Source organism: Pseudonocardia zijingensis (assembly GCF_042657305.1).
In the GTDB taxonomy this organism is placed as follows: Bacteria; Actinomycetota; Actinomycetes; order Mycobacteriales; family Pseudonocardiaceae; genus Pseudonocardia; species Pseudonocardia zijingensis.
Genome location: NZ_JBHSKO010000005.1, coordinates 1 through 19,277, shown reverse-complemented (window position 1 = coordinate 19,277; position 19,277 = coordinate 1). Strand labels below are relative to the sequence as shown.

Genomic DNA, 19,277 nt, shown 5'->3' with positions numbered 1-19,277 from the left:
ACGGAGGCGGAAGTGGCGATCGACAGCGGGGCGCGCGGGCCGGCCCAGCTCGTGCTCACGGCATCGGTCGCACGCCGGTACTACCTCGACGGCCGCTCCAAGGTCGAGATCGCCCAGGAGTTCGCACTCAGCCGGTTCAAGGTCGCCCGCCTGCTCGAGGACGCACGCAGCAGCGGCCTCGTCCGCATCGAGATCGGCCACCCCGGATCCGTCGACGTCGAGCTGTCCGACCGGCTGATGTCCACGCTAGGCCTGCAGCACTGCGTGGTCACCGACACGCCCGACGACCTGCCCGCCACGATGCGCGCCCACCTCGGCGCGGCCGCGGCCGACCTGCTCACCGAGATCGTCACGCCCGACGACGTGCTCGGGCTGTCCTGGGCCCGGTCGGTCAGCTCGATGGCCACCGCGCTGCAACGGCTCGCGCCCGTGCCCGTCGTGCAGCTCACCGGTGCGCTGGCCCGACCCGGGGTGGACGACAGCTCGATCGACGTCGTCCGTGACGTGGCCCGGGTGGCGGGTGGGCCCGCCTACTTCTTCTACGCCCCGATGTCGGTGCCCGACGCCGCCACCGCGCAGGCCCTGCGGCGCCAGCCCGAGGTCGCGCAGGCCTTCTCCCGCATCGGGTCGGTCACCCGGGCCGTCGCGGGCGTCGGCGCGTGGGAACCCGAGCAGTCCACACTCTTCGACGCCACCGGCGAGGCCGAGCGTCGCGAGCTGGCGCGCCAAGGCGTGTGCGCCGAGATCTCCGGCGTGCTCGTCGACGCCGACGGCAACCCCGTGCGCTCCGACCTCACCGAGCGGATGATCGGCATCACCGCCGACCAGATGCGGGCGGTACCCGAGGTGATCGCGATCGTGTACGGACGCGCCAAGGTGCACGCCGTGCTCGCGGCCGTGCGGGGTGGGATGGTCAACAGCCTGGTGACGCATTCGACCCTGGCCGAGCTGCTGATCGCCGCCGCGTCGTCGTGAGAGCGGGGGCCTGACGATGGAGGTGCCGCTCCTGGGCGGCACGGCCAACCGCGGCCGTGTCCACCGGGTCGGCGACACGGTGCGCCGTCCGCTGCGCCCCACCAGCAGCGCCACCCACGCGTTGCTGCGCCACCTCGAGGACGTCGGGTTCGACGGGGCGCCGCGCGTGCTCGGCGTCGACGACGCGGGCCGGGAGGTGCTCAGCTACGTGCCCGGCCACGCCGTCACCGCCCCGGCACCGGCCTGGGGTCTCACCGACCACGCCCTGCGCAGCGTCGGGCGGCTCCTGCGCCGCTTCCACGACGCCGTGGCTGCGTTCGACCCCGCGCCCTACCACTGGTCGCACCCGGCGCCCGCACCGTTCGACGGCCGCGGCATCGCCCACAACGATCCGAACCTCGACAACGTGGTGTTCCGCGCGGGAGAGGCCGTCGCGTTGATCGACTTCGACCTCGCAGGGCCGGGCTCGCCGGTCTGGGACGTCGCGGCCGCCGCCCGGCTGTGGGCGCCGCTGCGCGACCCGGTCGACACCGACGACTCCCGGCGCGGCCGCGAACTCGAGCGCACCCGGATCCTGGTGGACTCCTACGGGCTCGACGACGCGGGCCGGGAGGCGTTCCTGCCCGCGCTGCGCGACTCCCACGTCTGGATGCAGGAGATCGTGCGCGACGGCGCCGCCCGCGGCGTGCCCGGCTTCGCGGCCTATTGGACCCCGGAGGCCGCCGCGCGCCAGGAGCGGGCCATGGCGTGGTTCGACCGCAACGCCGCCGCGATCGAGGAGGCGCTGCGCGCCCCGTGAGGCCCTCATCATGATCGCCGGCTTGGCGCGTTTTCCGACTCCTCGTGTCGGGTTTTGCGCCGGAACAACGATCCTGCCTCCTTTTTGCGGGGCCGGCCTCCCCCGGAGGGGCGGAGTCGGAGGTCTCACGGCGATCAGAGGGCAAGTGGTCGCTCCCAGAGATCATCTAGCGACCATTTCCCCTTGATCGACGCCCGCAGGTCCACCTGCGGGCCCCCGCCGCTAGGCGCGCACGCCGACCTGCCCGACGGCGCCGCGCAGGCCCACGCAGCCCACGCACCCGACGCAGCCCACGCAGTCGACGCACCCGACGCAGGCCACGCAGCGGCGGCAGGCCACGCAGCCCAGGCACGCGATGCACGCGGCCAGCGCCACGCTGAGCAGCGTCAGCACCGAGCCGGCGATCGCGACGCTGCCCGCGGTGGCCACACTCCCGGCCACCGCGGCGCTCCCGGACGTCGCGACGCTGCCCGCCACCCCGACGCTGCCGGCCGTCGCGACGCTCCCGGCCACGGCCACACTCCCCGCGGTGGCCACGCTCCCGGCCACGGCCACGCTGCTGTCGGTCGCGGTGCTCCCGGCGACCGAGCGCTCCAGCTCACCCATGCCCGCGGACGTTACCCGGGAATGATCCGCCGCTTGCGCAGGTCGTCGAACAGTCCGAGCAGCATGGCCTCGGTGTCGACGTAGCGGTGGAAGCCGAACCGCCGTGACTTCGAGGTGTCGGCGAACATGTCGTAGCCCCAGGAGAAGACGAAGTCGCCGAACGCCCACGACGACACGTCCGCGTACGGGGTGGGGGCGAGCCCGTGCCGCGCGACCATCGCGTCCCACACCGGCTCCTTGTCCGCCATCACGTCCTGCAGCGACATCGGCAGCGGCGGCGCGAGCTCGAGTCCGAACGCGTCGGCGACGACCGGCCACATCCGGTTCCAGCGGAACAGGTCGCCGTTGGCGATGTTGAACGCCTCGTTCGCGCACGCCGGGTCGGTGGCGGCCCACACCGTGGCCTCGGCGAGCAGGCCCGCGTCGGTCAGCTCCAGCAGCGCGTCGTACGCGCCCGGCTTCCCCGGGAACCGCAGCGGGACGCCGAGCTCCTTGCTGATCGACGCGTACACCGCGAGCACGACACCGAGGTTCATCGGGTTGCCCAGCCCGAAGCCCGCCACCACCGACGGCCGGATCGCCGACCACGTCCACCCGGCGGCGGCCGCGCGCTCCTCCACGAGCCGCTGCTGGTCGACGTTGAACTCCGGCGGCATGTGCGGCGGGTCGCTCTCCTTCGCGGGCGTCGAGAACGGGCCGAGGTGCGCGCCGTAGACCTTGTAGCCCTGCATCAGGCTGACGTGCTGCAGCTCCGGGAGCTCGGCGTCGAGGACGGTGCGCAGCATCGTCACGTTCGGCTCGACCAGCTCCGACCAGGTCGGCCGGTCCTGGTAGGCGGCGTAGAACACGTGCGTGATGCCGGGGTGGGTGCGAAGGGCGTCCCGCACCGACGCGGGGTCGAACAGGTCGGCGGCCACGTGGCGCACCGGCCCGTCGGCGGGCCCGCCGCGGCGCGAGAGGCCGACGACCTCCCAGCCGGGCAGGCCGGCGAGGTGCTCGGCGAGCGTGCCGCCGATGACGCCGCGGGCGCCGACGACGAGCGCGGTTCCGGTCATGGGTGTTCTCCTCAGACGGTGACGGGGACGCGGCGCCGGTCGAGCACCACGGAGACGACGGCGACCGCGACCCCGCCGGCGGCCATGGCCGCGCCGACGAGGTTGGCCGCGGGGAACCCGAACCCGGCGCCGATCACGAGGCCGCCGAGCGCGGCGCCGACGGCGTTGCCGAGGTTGAACGCCCCGATGTTGGCGGCGGAGGCCATGGTGCCCGCGGTGCCCGCGGCGTCGATCACCCTGGTCTGCAGGCCGGGTGCGGTCGCGAACGCGGCGGCGCCCACCAGGAACAGCGTGATCGCGGCCGGGATCGGCGAATGCACGGTGACGGTGAAGACCGTCAGGGCAACGGCGAGGGCGGCGGTCGTACCGATGATCGCGGGCATGAGTGCGCGGTCGGCCAACCTGGCGCCGACGAAGTTCCCGACGACCAGGCCCGCGCCGAACAGCAGCACCAGCCACGTGAGCGCGCTCGCCGGGAAGCCGGCGACGTCGACCATGAGCGGCGCGACGTAGGTGAACGACGCGAACACGCCGCCGAAGCCGAGCGCGGTCATCCCCAGGGCCAGCCACACCTGGGGACGGCGGAACGCCGACAGCTCGGCGCGCAGGCTCGCCGCGGGGTCGGCCGGGCGGTCGGGCACGAGCGCGAGCACGCCGACGGCGCCGAGCACGCCGAGCGCGGCCACCACCCAGAACGTGCTGCGCCAGCCGAACGCCTGGCCGAGCAGCGTGCCGAGCGGCACGCCGACCACGTTGGCGAGGGTGATCCCGGTGAACATCATCGCGATCGCGGCGGCCCGGCGCTGCGGCGCGACGAGCCCTGCGGCAACGACCGAGCCGACGCCGAAGAACGCGCCGTGGCACAGCGAGGCGACCACGCGGCTGACCATCATCAGCGCGTAGTCGGGCGCGAGCGCGGACCCGATGTTGCCGATGACGAACAGGCCGAGCAGCGCGAGCAGCACGGGCTTGCGCCGGAGCGGGGCGGCGGCCGCCGAGAGCAGCGGAGCCCCGACGAACACGCCCAGCGCGTAGCCGGAGACGAGCAGGCCTGCGGCGGGGATGTCCACGTGGAAGTCGGCGGCGATCTCGGGGAGCAGGCCGGTCGGCACGAACTCCGTGGTGCCGATGGCGAAGGCGCTGATGGCGAGGGCCAGCAGAGCGAGCGGCATGAGAAGACGACCTCCAAGATGGCATGCGCCGGTATAGCGCGTTCGCAACAGTTGCACACGCGGGCTATTGCTGCAAGCGGGTATGGTGGTGCGCACAAGGGAGGTGGCGCATGGCGATCGCCGACGACGCGGTCGAGGTGCGGGCGCAGGGCTGGCGCACGCTCGCCGCACTCCACGGCCGGTTGGAGGAGGCGCTCGAGAAGGCGCTACAGGCCGAGTTCGGCCTGTCCGTCGTCGAGTACACGGTGCTCGACACCCTCGCCCGCCAGGACGGCTGGCACATGCGGATGCAGCAGGTGTCCCGGGCCGCCGCGCTCTCGCAGAGCGCCACCACCCGGCTCGTCACCCGGCTGGAGAACCGCGGCCTGCTCAGCAGGTTCCTCTGCCCCGACGACCGCCGCGGCATCTACAGCCAGATCACCGACCAGGGCCGCGACCTGCTCGAACGCGCCCGGCCGGTGCACGACGCCACGCTCAAGGAAGCGCTCGACACCGCCGCCGCCGTACCGGAGCTCGCCCGGCTCGTCGAGGCGCTGCACGAGACCGCAAGCCAGGAGAAGCCACGGGAGGCCGTGCGCTCGTAGCGTCGGCGCATGGTCAGCGTGCGGTACATCGTCGACGACGTGGACAAGGCCGTCGACTTCTACACCAACCACCTCGGCTTCGAGCAGAAGATGCGGCCGGCGCCCGGCTTCGCGATGCTCGCCCGCGAGTCGCTCACGCTCCTGCTCAACGCGCCGGGAGCGGGTGGCGCCGGGCAGGCGATGGCCGACGGGAGCGTGCCCGCGCCGGGCGGCTGGAACAGGTTCCAGATCGAGGTCGACGACCTCGACGGCACCGTCGAGAAGCTGCGGAAGGCCGGGGCGTCCTTCCGCAGCGACATCATCGCCGGGCGGGGCGGGCGGCAAGCCCTGCTGCAGGACCCGGCCGGCAACCTGGTGGAGCTCTTCGAGCCGTAGGCCCCGGCGCCCACGCCCCCGCCTCGCGATGCCGGCATGGTGGCTTTACTGGCGTAATACGCCAGCATGGCCACCTTGCTGGCACTCCGCTGGGGCGCGGCGGCCACGGCTGGGCGCGAGGCCTAGCCGAAGGTCGCCTTCCAGGCCTTGTAGCCGCCGTCCAGGTCCGTGGCGTTGCGCAGGCCGAGGTCCTGCAGGGACGCGGCGGCGAGGCTCGAGCTGTACCCCTCGGAGCACACGACGATCCAGGTGACGTCGTGGTCGACCGCCTCCGGGATGCGGGCGTCCGAGGCCGGGTCGAGCCGCCACTCGAGGTGGTTGCGCTCGATCACGAGCGCGCCCGGCAGCTCACCCTCGTCGGCGCGCTGCCAGCCCGGGCGGGTGTCGACGAGGAAGGCGCCACCCCGCACCAGTTCGGCGGCGCGCCGCGGGTCGGGCCGGTCGAGCCGGACCCGGGCCGCCGCCAGCAGGTCGTGGACCGTGGTCATCCCACTCCCTCCGAGGAACCGGACTCGACGAGCACGCTACGCGTCCGCCGCAGCCGTGCGCCCGGCTCCACCGCGTAGTACGACATCGCCGTCAGCGGCGGTGAGTACGCGTGCACCGACACCGCGGGCGTCTCCTCGGTGTTGCGCACGTCGTGCACGTGGCCCAGCGGGAAGCCGAGGCTCCGCCCGGCCCGCACCTGCCGCTCGCGCAGTTCGTGGCCCGTCCAACGCTGCTCCACGAGGCTGCCGGACACCACCGTGAGCGCCCCGAGAGACCCGGCGTGGTCGTGCAGCTCGGCGTTCTGCTCGGTGGCCCAGCTGATCAGCCACACGTCCACGTAGGCGTCGCTGCGCAGCAGGCGGTACCAGCGGCGGTCGGGGTCGACGTGCACGGGGTGCAGGCCCGCGCGCACCTCGGCGGCGATGTCGCGGGTCAGTGCGCTGAGGTCGCCGAGGGCGATGGGCGTGGGGGCGTGCAGGAGCACCGGGTTTCTCCAGTGGTCGACGTGCGAGCGGACGGGGACGGTCAGCTCGGGCGACAGCACTGGTCGAACGCGTCCGCGCGACGTGAACCCCAGATCTCTCCGAGGACGGCGGCGGGCGACATGCGCGTATGTGACCACAACCCGCCGCGCGATTTCCACTCGCTCCCACGGCCCGGGACCGGGCGCCGGAATGTCCGGGCAGTTGCGATCATTCCGAGATCCGCCGGAGGGCCCTCGGTAGGGCGACGACGCCGATCTCGCAGTGATCGATCGATCCGAGATCGGGGTCATCGCCCTCGGGAGGGCGGTGGGGCCGATCTCGGAACGATCAGGTCGGCCGCGCGGCCCGGCGAAGCGCGTCCCGCACGTCGGCGGCGATCCGCCAGGGTCGGCCCAGCACCACCGCAGCGCGGAACCGGAGCACGGTCCACCCACGACGCCCGAGGTAGGTGGCGCGGTGCAGGTCACGGAGAGCCCGATCGGGGTCCAGGTGCTCGCGGCCGTCGTACTCCACGGCCACCATCAGCTCCGGGTAGGCCATGTCGAGCCGGTACGGGCCGACCGGGTGCTGCAACACGGGCGGCGGCAGCCCGGCGACGTGCAGCGCCATCCGGATGCGCGACTCCATGGGCGACTCGGCGAGCCTGGTCGACAACGCCACCACCTCCGGAAGCCGGGCGCTCCCGCGGCTGCCCAGGTGGCGGCGCGCCAACACCAGGACGTCCGCGGGAGCGAACCTCTTGGCGTACGCCAGCGCGTCCAGCGCCACCACGGCCTCGACCAGCGGCAGCCGGCGCGCCAGGTCGTAGGCCGTGCGCGCCGGACCGGTCACGGCGCACCCGTGCGCTTCGGCGACCTCGTCCGCCGCGAGCTCGTCGTGCCGCACGACGAGACCCCGGCGTGTCGCGAGCGAGCGGGGCGTCACGACCTCGGCGGGGGCACCGACCGGTTCGCACGACGCTCCGAGCAGCTCCGCCGCGGAGAACCCGCCGAGCGCGCCGCGGCCGTCGAGGAGCAGGTACGCCCCACGTGAGCGGACCTCGAAGGTGATCGGGACCTCGGCGTGGACGTAGATCCCGGTGAACAGCCGGTGGAACCTCGGGCCGCGCAACACCTTGGGCGTGACGAGCCCGACGGCGACGGCCTCGGTTCCGCGGAACGGTTCGCGCACGTTGATCGACATGACCTGCACCGACGCCGGCCACGGCGACCCGGTTCCCTCCCCGGCGCAGATCGTTCCGAGATCCGCCGCACCGCCCTCCCGAGGGCGGGGACCCCCGACCTCGGAGCGATCGATCATTCCGAGATCCGGCTGCGCGCCGTCGCGAGGGCGATCAGGAGGATCTCGCGTGGGCGGCGAGCCACTGGCGCAGGTCCCCGAGCGGGAGGTCGCGCTCGGGTTCGTTGTAGATCTCGTGCCACAGGCCCTCGTACCAGTGCACGGTGAGGTCCGGGGAGCCGCAGGCGGCCTCCAGCCGCCGGAAGCCGGAGGGATCCACGAGCGAGTCCAGCGCGCCCTGCTGCAGGAGCACCGGGATCCGCAGGTCACGGGCCCGGTCGGGGAGCACCTCGAACTGCCCGACGAGCGCGCTCGACAGGCGCAGCGTGGGCCGGCCGTGGTGTACGAGCGGGTCGTCCCGGTAGGCGGCGTAGACCGCGGGGTCCTTGCTGATCTTCGTGGCGTCGATGCCGACGGGTCGCCACGTCGGCACCACCTTCCCCATCGTCCGGAGCACCCCGACCACCGGCTTCGGCACGCTGCTGTTCGCGAGCGCGGGCGCGGAGAGGACCAGGCCGGCGAGGTCGGCCTGGTGGTCGAGCGCGTAGGCCAGCGCGATCTGGCCGCCCATGCTGTGGCCGAGCAGGAACACCGGCAGCCCGGGGTGGCGGGCGACGACGGTGCGGCGGAAGGCGTCGAGGTCGTCCAGCCAGTCGGCGTAGCGCCGCAGGTGGGCCCGCCGCCCGCCGGACCGGCCGTGCCCGCGGTGGTCGACGCCGTACACGGCCCAGCCGTCGGGGACGAGCGCCTCCACCACGGTGTCGTAACGCCCGGAATGCTCGCCGAGGCCGTGGCAGATCAGCACGACCCCGCGCGCGTCGCCCGCGGGGAGCCAGCCCTGCCAGAACAGCTCCACGCCACCCGCACCGGGGAGGCGGCCCTCGATCCGCTGGTGCGCCATGACCGGGAGGTCAACGCAAGCCGGTCAGGGCGTCGTCGTCGACCATGTCGGAGTCTGCGATCGGCGCTGCCGGCCGGAGCTCGACGTCGTGGCGCACCTCGGCCTCCTCCGGCACCTCGAGCACCGCCGTGACCGGCTCGCGCCCCGGCGCGGCCACCGACAGCCCGTACTCGCCGGCCCCGATGTCCTTGATCCGGTACGTCCCGTCGGCGCCGGTGTCCACCGCGTCGACGGCCTCGCCGTCCTGCACGAGCGTGACCCGGGCACCCGCGACCGGCCCGTCCTCGGCGCGGACCGCTCCGGTGACGGACGCCGAGCGCGCGATGAGCACATCGGTCTCGGTGGCGGCGCCGCCCACGGTGATCGCCACGGCACCGGGCTGGTGGCCCGCCGCGGTGGACACGAGCACGTACCCGCCGGGCCCGGGGGCGAGCACCTCGCCCCTCCCCTCGGCGTCGGCGGCACCCGCGGCCACGTCGCCGCCGCGGTCGTCCAGCAACGTGATGGTGGCGCCGCTGACCACGGTGCCGTCGCGGCGCACCACCCGGTACCGCACCGGCTGCGCCGCCCCGGCCCGGCCGTCCTGCTGCTCGTCCGCGGGGCGCTCCATCGCGATCACGGGCGTGCTCTCCGGGCTCAGCTCGCGGTCGGCGACCCCGAACGTCCGCAGCAGGGCGAGATCTGCGGCGGCCTGCTCCGCCGCCCGCTCGTCCGGCGTCTGCCGGCCGCGGCGGGGCGCGTCCTGCTCGATCGGTGCACCCGCTTCCTCGGCGAACCGCTCCGGCACCGCCGAGGCCGGAACGCCGTCGACCTCCGCGCCGCGCACCCTGGCGGCGCCCGCGGCGAGCGCGGCGCCTCCCAGCGCGGCCGCGGTGAGACCGCCGACCACGGCGCCGCCCCCGCCGCCGGACTCGGGCGCGGGGTTCTCGGCCTCGGGCTCGGCCGGCACCGCTTCCGGGGCGACCCACACCGCGCCGGTGTTCACCGCGGGCGTCGCATTCGCACCGGGCTCCACGACGCCCGGCTGTTCGTCGTCCGCCTCGGAGTCTGCCCCGACCGCCGCACCGTTCACCGAGGGCACCGACTCCGCGGCAGCAGGCTCCGAGTCCACCCCGGACTCGTCCGGAGCCTCCGGCTCAGGGCCGACCCCGACCGCCGCACCGTTCACCGAGGGCGCCGGACCCGTCTCCGCGACACCCTGCCCCGCCACCTCGGGCGCGAGCCACACCGCGTCCCGGTTCACCGCCGGCCCTGCCTTCGTTCCAGGAGCCGCCGGGTCAGCGATCTCCGCCTGCGACTCCGGGCCGCCCTCCACGGGCAACGCCGCACCTTCCGAACCGGGCTCCGTGGCGTCCTCCCCCGGCGCTGCCGCGTGCGACGCCGACTCCGCGTCACCCGGCACCGGGTCAGGAACCTGGGAGCCGACTCCCGCCGCCGCAGCACCCATCGCGAGCAGCGGCGCCGCCGACGCCACGGCACCCGGCTCCACGCCTGCGGACTCGGGCTCGACCGGGGCCGCATCCGACGGGGCACCCGACTCCGGCGCCTCCTCGGCGTCGGCTGCGGGGGCGTTGTCGTCCGGCGCCGCTGCCGCGGTCTCCGCTTCCTCCGACTCGGCCGGCGCCGCGGGCACGAGCCGCACGCCCGCCTGCTCGGGGGCCTCGGGTTCAGCCGGCTCGGCCGCGGACGGGACGAGCCGCACCGGCCCGGACGCTGCGGGCCGCTGCGTCGGCGTCGTGGCGGCCTCCTCGTCGCCGGGGTCGGCCGGCACGACGCGCAGGGGCGTCGGAGGTGCGGGCGGTTCCCGCCACGGCTGCCCGCCGCCCAGTCCGACGGCCATGCGCGCGCCGCGCTGCCACGGCGAGTTGTCCCCGTCGAGGGGAGCCGAGGGCGGCTCGGCCGCCTCCCGCCGCACCCGTCCCGCGACCGGGGTGGGACGCGGGGGCGGGGGCACGAACGCGGGCGCGGGCTGCTCCGGCTCGGCGGGCGGCGCGGCCGGCTCGGGCTGGGCCGCCTGCGGCGCAGGCGCTGGTGCAGGTGCGGGGTCCGGCGCAGGTGCGGAACGGCTCGGCGCGGCGGCCTGTGCAGGGGCCGGGGTGGCTGCCGCGGCGTTCTCCTGCCGCAGGCGGACGAGGTCGGCGACCGTGCGCGGCTGGGTGGGCGTGGGCGCGAACTGCCGGCGCACGCGCGGCGCCAACCGCACGGCGAGCAGCACGAACCCGGCGGCGACGAGCGCCAGCCCGATCAGAACGAGCGTGTTCATCGCACTCCCCCGCCCGGTGCGGCGCACGGGGACGCGGTGGGCCTTCGGGTGGATGATCCGCCCGCCAGCTGTGTCATGTCCCGGCGCTCTCCGCTCCGCATCAGCATTCGCCCGCGGCGGGCGTCCGGCGCCTGGAGGACGGTGGTGGACCGCCCTGCGTTGCGGGAGCCCGCCGCAGGGAACCTAGCACCTGATCCTGATCTGGGCGGTGAGCAATGGGGAGCGTGTTGCCGCAGGTCACGGGCCAAAGAGTGATCATCCGTCGGTGCCGGTGTGCATGGGCGCGGATTCCCGGGGAAGGGTAGCGGTGTGGACAGCGAGCTGAGCGAACTTGCGGCGGCGCACGGGGTGGCCACGAGCTACCGCGACGGGGACCGGCGCCCCGTGCAGGTGGACCCCGATGTGGTGGTGCGGGTCCTGGGTCTGCTCGACGTCGACGCAGGCAGCCCCGAGGCGCGGCGCGCCGCGCTCGCGGCAGCGCGGGAGCGGGCGGCGGCCGGCCGGCTCCCCGGCACCATCGCCGTTCGCACCGACCACTCCCGGCCCCTCCCCGAACCCGGCGTGCTGGTCGACGCCGGGGGCGGGCGGCGGGAGTTCACCGAGGTCCCGGCGGGCCTGGAGCCCGGCTGGTACCGGTTGGAGCTGCCGTCCCAGGAGGTGGTGGTGGTCGTGGCGCCGCCCGCGCTGCCCCGGCCCGAGCGGGGCTGGGGGTGGATGCTGCAGCTCTACGCGCTGCGCTCGGCGGACTCCTGGGGCATCGGTGACCTCGGCGACCTGCGCGCGTTCACCTCCTGGACCGGCGCCGAGCACGGCGCGGGGGCGGTGCTGCTCAACCCGCTGCACGCGATCACGCCCGTGCCACCGGTGCAGCCGTCGCCGTACACGCCGTCCAGCAGGCGCTTCGGCACCCCGATGGCGCTGCGGATCAGCGACCTGACCGCCTACGCGCGCGCCGACGGCACGAGCCGGGCGGAGGTCGACGCTCTGCGGCCGGATCTCACGGGCGGGCGGATCGAGCACGACCGGGTGTGGGCCGCGAAGCGCTCGGCGCTGGAGCTGCTGTGGCGGGCCGAGGGCAGGCCGCGACCGCCGGGCATCGAGGCCGACCTGGAGGAGTTCGCCATGTACTGCGCGCTGGCCGAGCGCTACGGCGCGCGGTGGAGCCGGTGGCCGGAGGGACTGCGCAGGCCGGACGGGCCCGACGTCGCTGCGGCCAAGGCGCAGCTGGCCCCGCGGATCGCGTTCCACGCCTGGGTGCAGCTGCAGGTGCAGGACCAGCTCGCTGCGGTGCGGGACGCGGCACGCGCCGTCGGGGTGCGGGTGGTGCACGACCTCGCCGTGGGCTGCGACCCGGAGGGCGCGGACGGCTGGGCGTTGCAGGACGTCCTCGCGCAGGGGGTGCGGGTGGGTGCGCCGCCCGACGCGTTCAGCCAGCAGGGCCAGGACTGGGGCCTGCCGCCGTGGCGCCCGGACCGGCTCGACGCCACCGGCTACGCGGCCTACCGCGACCTGTTGCGCGCCCTGCTGCGCCAGGCCGACGGGCTGCGCATCGACCACGTCGCCGGGCTGTGGCGGCTGTGGTGGGTGCCGCCCGGTGAGAGCCCCGACCGCGGCACGTACGTGCACTACGACTCCGAGGTCATGCTCGCCGTGCTCACGCTGGAGGCCCACCGGGCCGGGGCGCTCGTGATCGGGGAGGACCTCGGCACGGTCGAACCCGAGGTCACCGAGGGCCTGGCCGAGCGGAACGTGCTGGGTTCGTCGGTGCTGTGGTTCACCCGCGATCTCGACGCTCCGGGCGAGCCGTTGCTGGCGCCGCAGGACTGGCCGGAGCAGTCGGTGGCCACGGTCTCCACCCACGACCTCCCGACGGCCACCGGCTTCCTGCGCGGCGAGCACGTGCGGGTGCGCGCCGAGCTCGGGCTGCTCGACGACGTGCCCGCGGAGGAGGAGAAGGCCGCGCGCGAGCGGCAGGAGCTGGTGGACCACCTCCGGGCGCAGGGCCTGGTGGACGGGCCGGATCCGGGCGAGGACCAGATCGTGGTCGCCCTGCATGCGCTGCTGGCGCGCAGCCGGTCGCGCCTGGTGCTGGTGTCGCCCTACGACGTGGTCGGCGAGGTGCGCCAGCCGAACCTGCCCGGCACCGTGGACGAGTACCCGAACTGGCGGCTCCCGCTGCCGGTCACGCTGGAGGAGCTGCGCGACGACCCGCGGGTGCGCGTGGTGGTCGACCAGCTGCGGCTGCATCGCGGCGGGGCGCCGGGCAACGGCTGATCACCCCGCGTGCGGCGCGGGTTCCAGCACAGCGGTGAAGTGGCGCAGCGCGGGTGAGTCGCCCACGATCCGGTAACCGGGGAGCTCGTCGGCGATGCGACCGACCGCGACCGCCGTGTCCACGACGTACTCGAGGTGGGACCGGGTGTAGACGCGGCGCGGCAGCGCCAGCCGCACCAGCTCGTGCGGCGCCGACCCACCACCGGACCCCAGCAGGAGGCTGCCGAACTCCACGGCCCGGATGCCCCCTTCGAGGTAGAGCGCGCACGACCACGCGTGACCGGGGAACCGGTGCGCGGGGATGTGCGGGAGGATCTCGCCGGCCCGGACGTAGACCGCGTGGCAGCCGGCCGGCCGGACCACCGGCACCCCGGCCTTGTGCAGGGAGTCGGCGAACCAGCGCGCGGTGTCGGCGCGGTCGGCAAGGTACCGGGGATCGGTGACCTCGCTCAGGCCCTGGGCCAGCGCCTCCAGGTCGCGCCCCGCGAGGCCGCCGTAGGTGGAGAACCCCTCGTCGAGGATCACTCGCTGGCGGAACCGCCGGGCGAGTTCGGGGTCGTCGCGCACGCCGATGACCCCGCCGATGTTGGCCAACCCGTCCTTCTTGAGGCTGGCCCAGAAGACGTCGGCCAGGTCGAACGTGGCCCGGGCCACCTCGACCGGCTCGCGGTACCCGTGCCCGCGTTCCCGCTGCAGGACCAGCCAGGAGTTCTCCGCGAACCGCGACGCGTCGAGCAGGAACACGAGGCCGTGCTCGTCGCACACCGCGCGGACCCGGCGCAGGTTCTCCAGCGAGACCGGCTGCCCGCCGCCACCGTTGTTGGTGACGGTCATGACGACGGCCTTCACCCGGTGGCCGTCCGGCCCGGCCAGCAGGTCGGTCAGCGCCCCGAGATCGATGTTCCCCTTGAACGGGTGGTCGGAGTCCAGATCGGCGGCCTCCGGGCTGGGGAGGTCGAGCGCCTGAGATCCCGTTGCCTCCACGTGCGCCCGGGTGGTGTCGAAATGGGTGTTGGAAACGACGATGTCGCCCGGACCCAACAGGGTCGAGAACACCACACGCTCCGCCGCCCGCCCCTGGTGCACGGGCATGATCTCGGGAAACCCGGTGATACCTCGCAGGACCGCGTCGAATCGCTCGTAGGACGTCGAGCAGGCGTACGCCTCGTCGCCGATCATCATGGCGGCCCACTGGGCCGCGGACATCGAGCCGGTGCCGGAGTCGGTCAGCAGATCGATGGTGACCTGTGCGGACGGCACCCGGAACAGGTTGTACCCGGACCTGGTCAGCGCCTGTTCACGGTCGCCCCTCGAAGGGAAGGGAATCGGTTCGACGGCTTTGATCCGGTACGGCTCCATCAGGGAACTCCAGGGAATGGCAAGGCGCGGGGGAATGCGCCTCACCCTATCGGGAACGATCACCACCGCGCGGTGTGACGTGAACCATATTATTGGCACCTGAATTCGGGCAGGGGTCAGCGCGCCGAGTGCCACACATATGCATCGGCGCGATGAACCGCGGTTTTCAGTTGGGTGTCCGGATCACCCCCGCGAATTCGGTGGATTCAGGGGGTGGGTCAGCTGCTCGTCGACATGCCGAGGCGGTCGGCGATCCGGGCGCGGATGACGTCCGCGAAGGCTGCGGCGTCACGCACCGGCACGACGAGCGTGTCGTCGCGGTGCCGGATCTCCAGGACCTCGCCGCCCGCGGGCACGTACCACCCGCCGTCGCCGAGCTGCACCCACGGGTTGTCGGCGGGCCGCCCCGGCCGCGCCGACACGGCCTCCACGTCGGCGAGCCGAACCGCGATCCCGAACGCGGACGTCGGCCCCGGGCGCAGGACGGCGACGACCTCCCCGTCGGTGAGGCGCAGTTCGTCCTGCAGCGCCCAGCCCGGGGTGTCCGCCTGGTGCGCCGACCGGATCTTGCGGCTCACCTCGAACGCCATCTCGCCGAGCTCCGGCGTCAGCGGGTGCCGCAGGGCGCGGCCCGCCAGCGCGACGCCGGCCAGCTCCAGTGCGGCGAGCCCCACCACCGCGAGCGCGGCGCGGAACCCGCCCACGACGACGGCGGCCACCAGCCCGGCGGCGCAGGCGTGCGCCGCCACCGGGAACAGCGCCCGCCGCAGCCAGCGGTCGGGACGGTGGCCCACCGGGTCCCGCCGCTCCAGCCAGAGGGCCGCGAGCGGCGCGCCGATCACGAGAGCGGCGGCGGGCGCCGCCACGCCGACCGGGGCGACCCGGCCGCCGACGACCACCGTGAGCACGGCGACCACCACGGCCATGTGCACCGTCGACGTCAGGCCCAGCCAGACCCACTGCCTGCCGATGCGGCGAGAGATCAGTTCTTCCTTGGAGTTGCTCACTCCGGTTCCTCCACGATGTGAGATGTCCTGCCGGTCGATGGGGTCGAGCGGCAGGTGTGGAGGTCCTCGCGCCCGCGCCGCGGGCACACGTCCGCGCGTCACGACGCGCCCCCGTCCGGCGGCGGGCCGCGGTTGCGCAGCTCGATCACGGCCCGGCGCGCAGCGGCACGGACGGCCCGCGCCACGTCGAGCGCCCACCGCAAGGGGCCCGGGCGCGAGTCGTCCAGATCGCCGTCGACGGGCGACCGGGGATCACCACCGCCGCCGGCCACGTCCCGGAGTGCGGCACGCAGCAGGTCCGCCTGCCGGCCCTCGATGCCGAGGCTCGCCAGCCGCGCCGCGCGGGCCCGCAGTCGCAGCGCGCCGGCGACGCGGGGCCGCCACCCGTCGGAGAGGTAGAGGGCGGCGGCCGACCCCACGTCCCGCACCCCGTGCCGGGTCAGCTCCGTGATGATCAGGCCCGCCTCGTCGGCGGTGGCGCCCACCCGGACCAGTGCCGCCTCGAGCTCGTCGGCTGTGCCGATCCGCAACCTGCCCACCACTCGGCCCACCAGGACCAACACCACCATGGCGGGGACGGCGAGCAGCAGGATCCGCCCGTGTGCGGTGTCCACCAGGTGCGCGTAGGGCGCACCGGCCGCCGCGAGTTCGGCGACATCGGGAGCGAACCCACCCAGCAGCGGGACGGTCAGCGCCGCGCCCACCGCGACGCTCCCCGCCTTGCCGACGTTGATCAGCGAGGCTCCGGTGCCACCTTCCATCCAGCGGGGAAGCGGGGCCTGCATCCACGCCGTGGCCGCCGCCGCCACCGCCTGCATGACGAGGAGGGGCACCAGACCCGGGGACAGGAACAACCAGAGCGCAGGCAGCACCTGCACGAGTGCGAGCGCGGTCCCGACCCGGATGACGCGCGCCTCGCTCATCGGTGCGGGCGCGGCGCGGTGCAGGACCTTCGCGCCGAGCAGCCCCCGCCTGCCCAGCAGCTGCTTGATCCCCGGCCAGCCCTTCCGCACCGCCAGTGCGGCGAGGCGGCTGACCACCAGCAGCACGCTCACCACCTGGGCGGTGGCCCCGAACTGCGATGTCGGGTCGTTGAGCAGCACCATCTGGTCGGCGATCGCCCCACCGAGGGCGAAGGGGAGCATCCCGGTGAGCACGGTCAGCACGGGGATCGAGATGGTCAGCCGCAGCAGCCCGTGCGGCGTGCCGAGGACCTGCAGCACCATTCCGCGCACGGACTCCCGGACCGCGGGCGGCGCCCCGAACCGGACGACCGGGTTCTCCCCGCGCACCGCAGCCCACACGACCGCCGTCAGCACGATCATCAGTCCCGACAGGACGAGCATGCTCACCGGCACCCCGACCAGCGCGATGCCGTTGACGATCAGAATCGGCAGCACGAGCTGCGCGACCGTGAAGCCGGACTCGTAGTCGGAGTCCCTGACGTCCTTCTGCTCCGGCGGCAGCGGGTGGTGGATCGCCATGTAGCCCCGGACGAACCCCGCGGCCATGCCCGACACGCCGATCGCGATGAGCGACGGTAGGAACAGGGCCGCGTGGTCGACCAGCCCGACGAGCGCCAGCCCGGCCGACCCGATCGCCCCCAGCACGACGGTGGCCACCATGTTCTTGATCAGCCGGTCGCCGAGTCCGGCCATCGCGAGGCTGATGGTCGCCGTGGTCGAGGTCGCGATCGAACCCTGCGTGGTCACCCAGTCCGGCGACGGCTGGTCGTAGTGGTCGGCGAACTCCTGCGACGCGTTCATCTGCGCACCGGCCGCCTGGCCGGGCAGGGCGCCCGCCGACCCGGCGATGCTCGCCATGTGCCGCTTCCAGCCCCATCGGGCCACGTCGCGGGCGTGCCGCACGTCGCGCCGCCCGAACCCGGCGAGCACCCCCTCGGCCACGGCTGCCCGCACGGCCTCCTGCTCGGCACGCCGTGCCCGGACGAGCGCCTCGCCCCGCTCCTCGAGCAGCGCCGGAAGGTCCTGCGCGCCGCGCAGGTCGCGGGGGGTCCGCCGGTGCGCCCACCACCGCTGCAGGCGGTTGCCCGCCCGTTCGGCGCGTTCGGTCGCGTGCGCCGCGCGCTGCACGGCGAGCACCCGGCGGCGGGCCCGCTCCACGTCGGCGACCGCCTCGCGAACCGGGTCGAACGCCGCGCGCAGCCGCGAGCCGCCGCGCCACGACAGCGGCAGCAGCCGCGGGCGCCACCCCGGCACCTCGCCCACCCCGGTCACGCCGGCGGCGCGCACCGCGGCCGCGATGTCGGCGATCAACCGCGCGGAGGCCCGGCCGTGCTCCCCGGCTTCCCAGCCCGTCTCGTCGAGGTGCCGGACCTCGTGCTCCCGCACCTGCGGCCACAGCCCGGACGCCCGCACCGCGGGCACCCGCTCCGCGACGACGACGAACAGCGGACGACCACGCCCGTCCCGCATCGAGGCCGCCCACACCCGGCCGGCCACGACGTCCGCGCTCTGGCGGTCCAGCCCGCCGCGGCGCAGCCACCGTGCCAGCCGCGCCCGCGGCACCGTCCACAACCCCTCGTCCCCGTGCACCGCGAGCGGGGGACCCCGGATCCGCACCACCGCCGACACCCACCGGGCCCCCCGGAGCCGGCGCGCCTGCCGGACCAGCACCCCGTGCACCTGCCGCTCGAGCGCCGGGCTCAGGCCGTCGGCCAGCAGGTCGCCGTTGCGGTCCGTGCCGGTGGCGTGCTCGTCCGGAGCGCTGTGGTACAGGCGCGCCGTGGTCGTGGTGGGGTCGCCGAGGAGCCATTCGACGCGCACCACGAGGGTCGCGCGCGTGGGGAAGGGCGCCGCCCACCCGAGCTCGGCGAAACGCCGGTTGGTGTCGTTCTCGATCCCCGTCGCGATGTCGGCTTCGCCCGCGTTGAAGTCGTAGTGGTCCTCGGCGGTGACGAGCAGGCGCATCGCCGCCCGCACCCCGTCGGTGCTGACCTCCGCGCGCACCCACACGGAGTGGTCACCGAGGGCTTTCTGCCAGTTCTCCGAGGCGGGCTCCACCATGACCCGGCCACCGGTCATGCGGAACGAGCGCTCGCCGCGCCGGGCGTAGCGCTGCGCCCACACCTGCGCCGTGGCGATCTGCGCGTCCACGGCACCCCGCACGGCGGCGTCCTCGCGGTAGCCCTCGGCGTAGTCGAGGACGACCGGCTCGCCGCTGCCGGCCCGGTAGTGCCGGTACAGCGACACCGCGTCGTCGAGGGCGGGGTCGAACGCACCGGCCCGAGCGACCACCCCCCATTTCGCCAGCTCGACGAGATCCGCGGTCGTGGCCCCGGGCGCGAGGCCGCCCCCCTCGGCGTCGTCGAACCCGAGGTCCGGACGGTCGAGGCCGTCGTCGTCGTACCGGGTGCGGACCGGCCGGGCCGCCACCTCGATCGGCTCCCACCGCGCGGGGCCCCCGGCCACGCCCCCGCGCAGCAGCATGGCCGAGACGACCACGGCAGCGATGGCGGCGCGCACGCGGCGCGCGTCCCGGCCGCGGGGCTCGGCCGCGGTCGACGCGCGGGCGGAGCGTGCGAGCAGCGCAGCCCGGATCCCGGCGGCGACGAGCACCACGGCGCCTCCGGCGGCCCACGCGACCGCGGGCGCCCACGCGAGCGCCGCGCCGGCAGCCAGGCCGGCGGCGGGCA

General features: G+C 74.8%; 16 protein-coding genes. 5 read left to right on the top strand and 11 right to left on the bottom strand.

Annotated elements, in window-relative coordinates:
* The first annotated feature begins 12 nt into the window (after positions 1 to 12).
* Complete coding sequence (locus tag ACFPL3_RS12195; protein ID WP_343944392.1) at positions 13 to 975, top strand: sugar-binding transcriptional regulator; 963 nt, start codon at positions 13 to 15, stop codon at positions 973 to 975.
* A gap of 16 nt (positions 976 to 991) precedes the next feature.
* The gene (locus ACFPL3_RS12190; protein ID WP_343944393.1) at positions 992 to 1,774 is read left to right on the top strand and encodes a phosphotransferase; all 783 of its coding nucleotides are present in this window, start codon (positions 992 to 994) and stop codon (positions 1,772 to 1,774) included.
* A 222-nt stretch (positions 1,775 to 1,996) separates the two neighbouring features.
* Here the strand turns inward: ACFPL3_RS12190 and ACFPL3_RS12185 are convergent, their stop codons facing one another.
* The 3 genes from ACFPL3_RS12185 to ACFPL3_RS12175 are packed head-to-tail and all read right to left on the bottom strand — an operon-like array spanning position 1,997 to position 4,607.
* Positions 1,997 to 2,380, bottom strand: coding sequence for a hypothetical protein (locus tag ACFPL3_RS12185; protein ID WP_343944394.1), 384 nt, complete (start codon positions 2,378 to 2,380; stop codon positions 1,997 to 1,999).
* 11 nt (positions 2,381 to 2,391) lie between these two features.
* A complete protein-coding gene (locus tag ACFPL3_RS12180; RefSeq protein ID WP_343944395.1) occupies positions 2,392 to 3,435 on the bottom strand; it encodes an SDR family oxidoreductase in 1,044 nt (347 codons plus the stop codon).
* Positions 3,436 to 3,446: 11 nt separating this feature from the next.
* Positions 3,447 to 4,607, bottom strand: a complete 1,161-nt coding sequence (locus tag ACFPL3_RS12175; protein WP_343944396.1) for an MFS transporter — start codon at positions 4,605 to 4,607, stop codon at positions 3,447 to 3,449.
* Between the two features lie 110 nt (positions 4,608 to 4,717).
* Between ACFPL3_RS12175 and ACFPL3_RS12170 the strand changes: the two genes are divergently transcribed.
* Entirely contained in the window at positions 4,718 to 5,191 is a 474-nt protein-coding gene (locus tag ACFPL3_RS12170) for a MarR family winged helix-turn-helix transcriptional regulator (RefSeq protein ID WP_343944397.1), read from the top strand.
* A gap of 9 nt (positions 5,192 to 5,200) precedes the next feature.
* Positions 5,201 to 5,566: a VOC family protein gene (locus ACFPL3_RS12165; protein WP_343944398.1), complete on the top strand. Its 366-nt coding sequence runs from the start codon at positions 5,201 to 5,203 to the stop codon at positions 5,564 to 5,566.
* Positions 5,567 to 5,688: 122 nt separating this feature from the next.
* On the opposite strand, the gene ACFPL3_RS12160 is transcribed toward ACFPL3_RS12165, so the two are convergent.
* The 5 genes from ACFPL3_RS12160 to ACFPL3_RS12140 form a co-directional block, all read right to left on the bottom strand.
* Entirely contained in the window at positions 5,689 to 6,054 is a 366-nt protein-coding gene (locus ACFPL3_RS12160) for a rhodanese-like domain-containing protein (RefSeq protein WP_343944399.1), read from the bottom strand.
* Positions 6,051 to 6,539, bottom strand: coding sequence for a cysteine dioxygenase (locus ACFPL3_RS12155; RefSeq protein ID WP_379588948.1), 489 nt, complete (start codon positions 6,537 to 6,539; stop codon positions 6,051 to 6,053). Before ACFPL3_RS12155 ends, ACFPL3_RS12160 begins: the two co-directional genes overlap by 4 nt.
* Positions 6,540 to 6,867: 328 nt before the next feature.
* Positions 6,868 to 7,722, bottom strand: coding sequence for an endonuclease domain-containing protein (locus tag ACFPL3_RS12150; RefSeq protein ID WP_343944401.1), 855 nt, complete (start codon positions 7,720 to 7,722; stop codon positions 6,868 to 6,870).
* A gap of 151 nt (positions 7,723 to 7,873) precedes the next feature.
* On the bottom strand, positions 7,874 to 8,719 hold the full coding sequence (locus tag ACFPL3_RS12145; RefSeq protein WP_343944402.1) for an alpha/beta hydrolase: 846 nt from the start codon (positions 8,717 to 8,719) through the stop codon (positions 7,874 to 7,876).
* A 10-nt stretch (positions 8,720 to 8,729) separates the two neighbouring features.
* Positions 8,730 to 10,982, bottom strand: coding sequence for a carboxypeptidase regulatory-like domain-containing protein (locus ACFPL3_RS12140; RefSeq protein WP_379588947.1), 2,253 nt, complete (start codon positions 10,980 to 10,982; stop codon positions 8,730 to 8,732).
* 309 nt (positions 10,983 to 11,291) lie between these two features.
* Here ACFPL3_RS12140 and malQ point away from each other — a divergent pair, with 309 nt between their 5' ends.
* The gene (gene malQ / locus ACFPL3_RS12135; protein ID WP_343944755.1) at positions 11,292 to 13,256 is read left to right on the top strand and encodes a 4-alpha-glucanotransferase; all 1,965 of its coding nucleotides are present in this window, start codon (positions 11,292 to 11,294) and stop codon (positions 13,254 to 13,256) included.
* Here the strand turns inward: malQ and ACFPL3_RS12130 are convergent, their stop codons facing one another.
* From ACFPL3_RS12130 to ACFPL3_RS12120, 3 genes are all read right to left on the bottom strand, one after another.
* Positions 13,257 to 14,615 carry a tryptophanase gene (locus ACFPL3_RS12130; RefSeq protein WP_343944757.1) on the bottom strand — a complete coding sequence of 453 codons (1,359 nt, stop codon included), beginning with the start codon at positions 14,613 to 14,615 and terminating at the stop codon, positions 13,257 to 13,259.
* Between the two features lie 218 nt (positions 14,616 to 14,833).
* Positions 14,834 to 15,622: a hypothetical protein gene (locus tag ACFPL3_RS12125; protein WP_343944754.1), complete on the bottom strand. Its 789-nt coding sequence runs from the start codon at positions 15,620 to 15,622 to the stop codon at positions 14,834 to 14,836.
* A 98-nt stretch (positions 15,623 to 15,720) separates the two neighbouring features.
* Positions 15,721 to 19,277, bottom strand: a 3,557-nt coding sequence (locus ACFPL3_RS12120) for a hypothetical protein (protein ID WP_379588945.1), incomplete at its 5' end; no start/stop codon positions are given.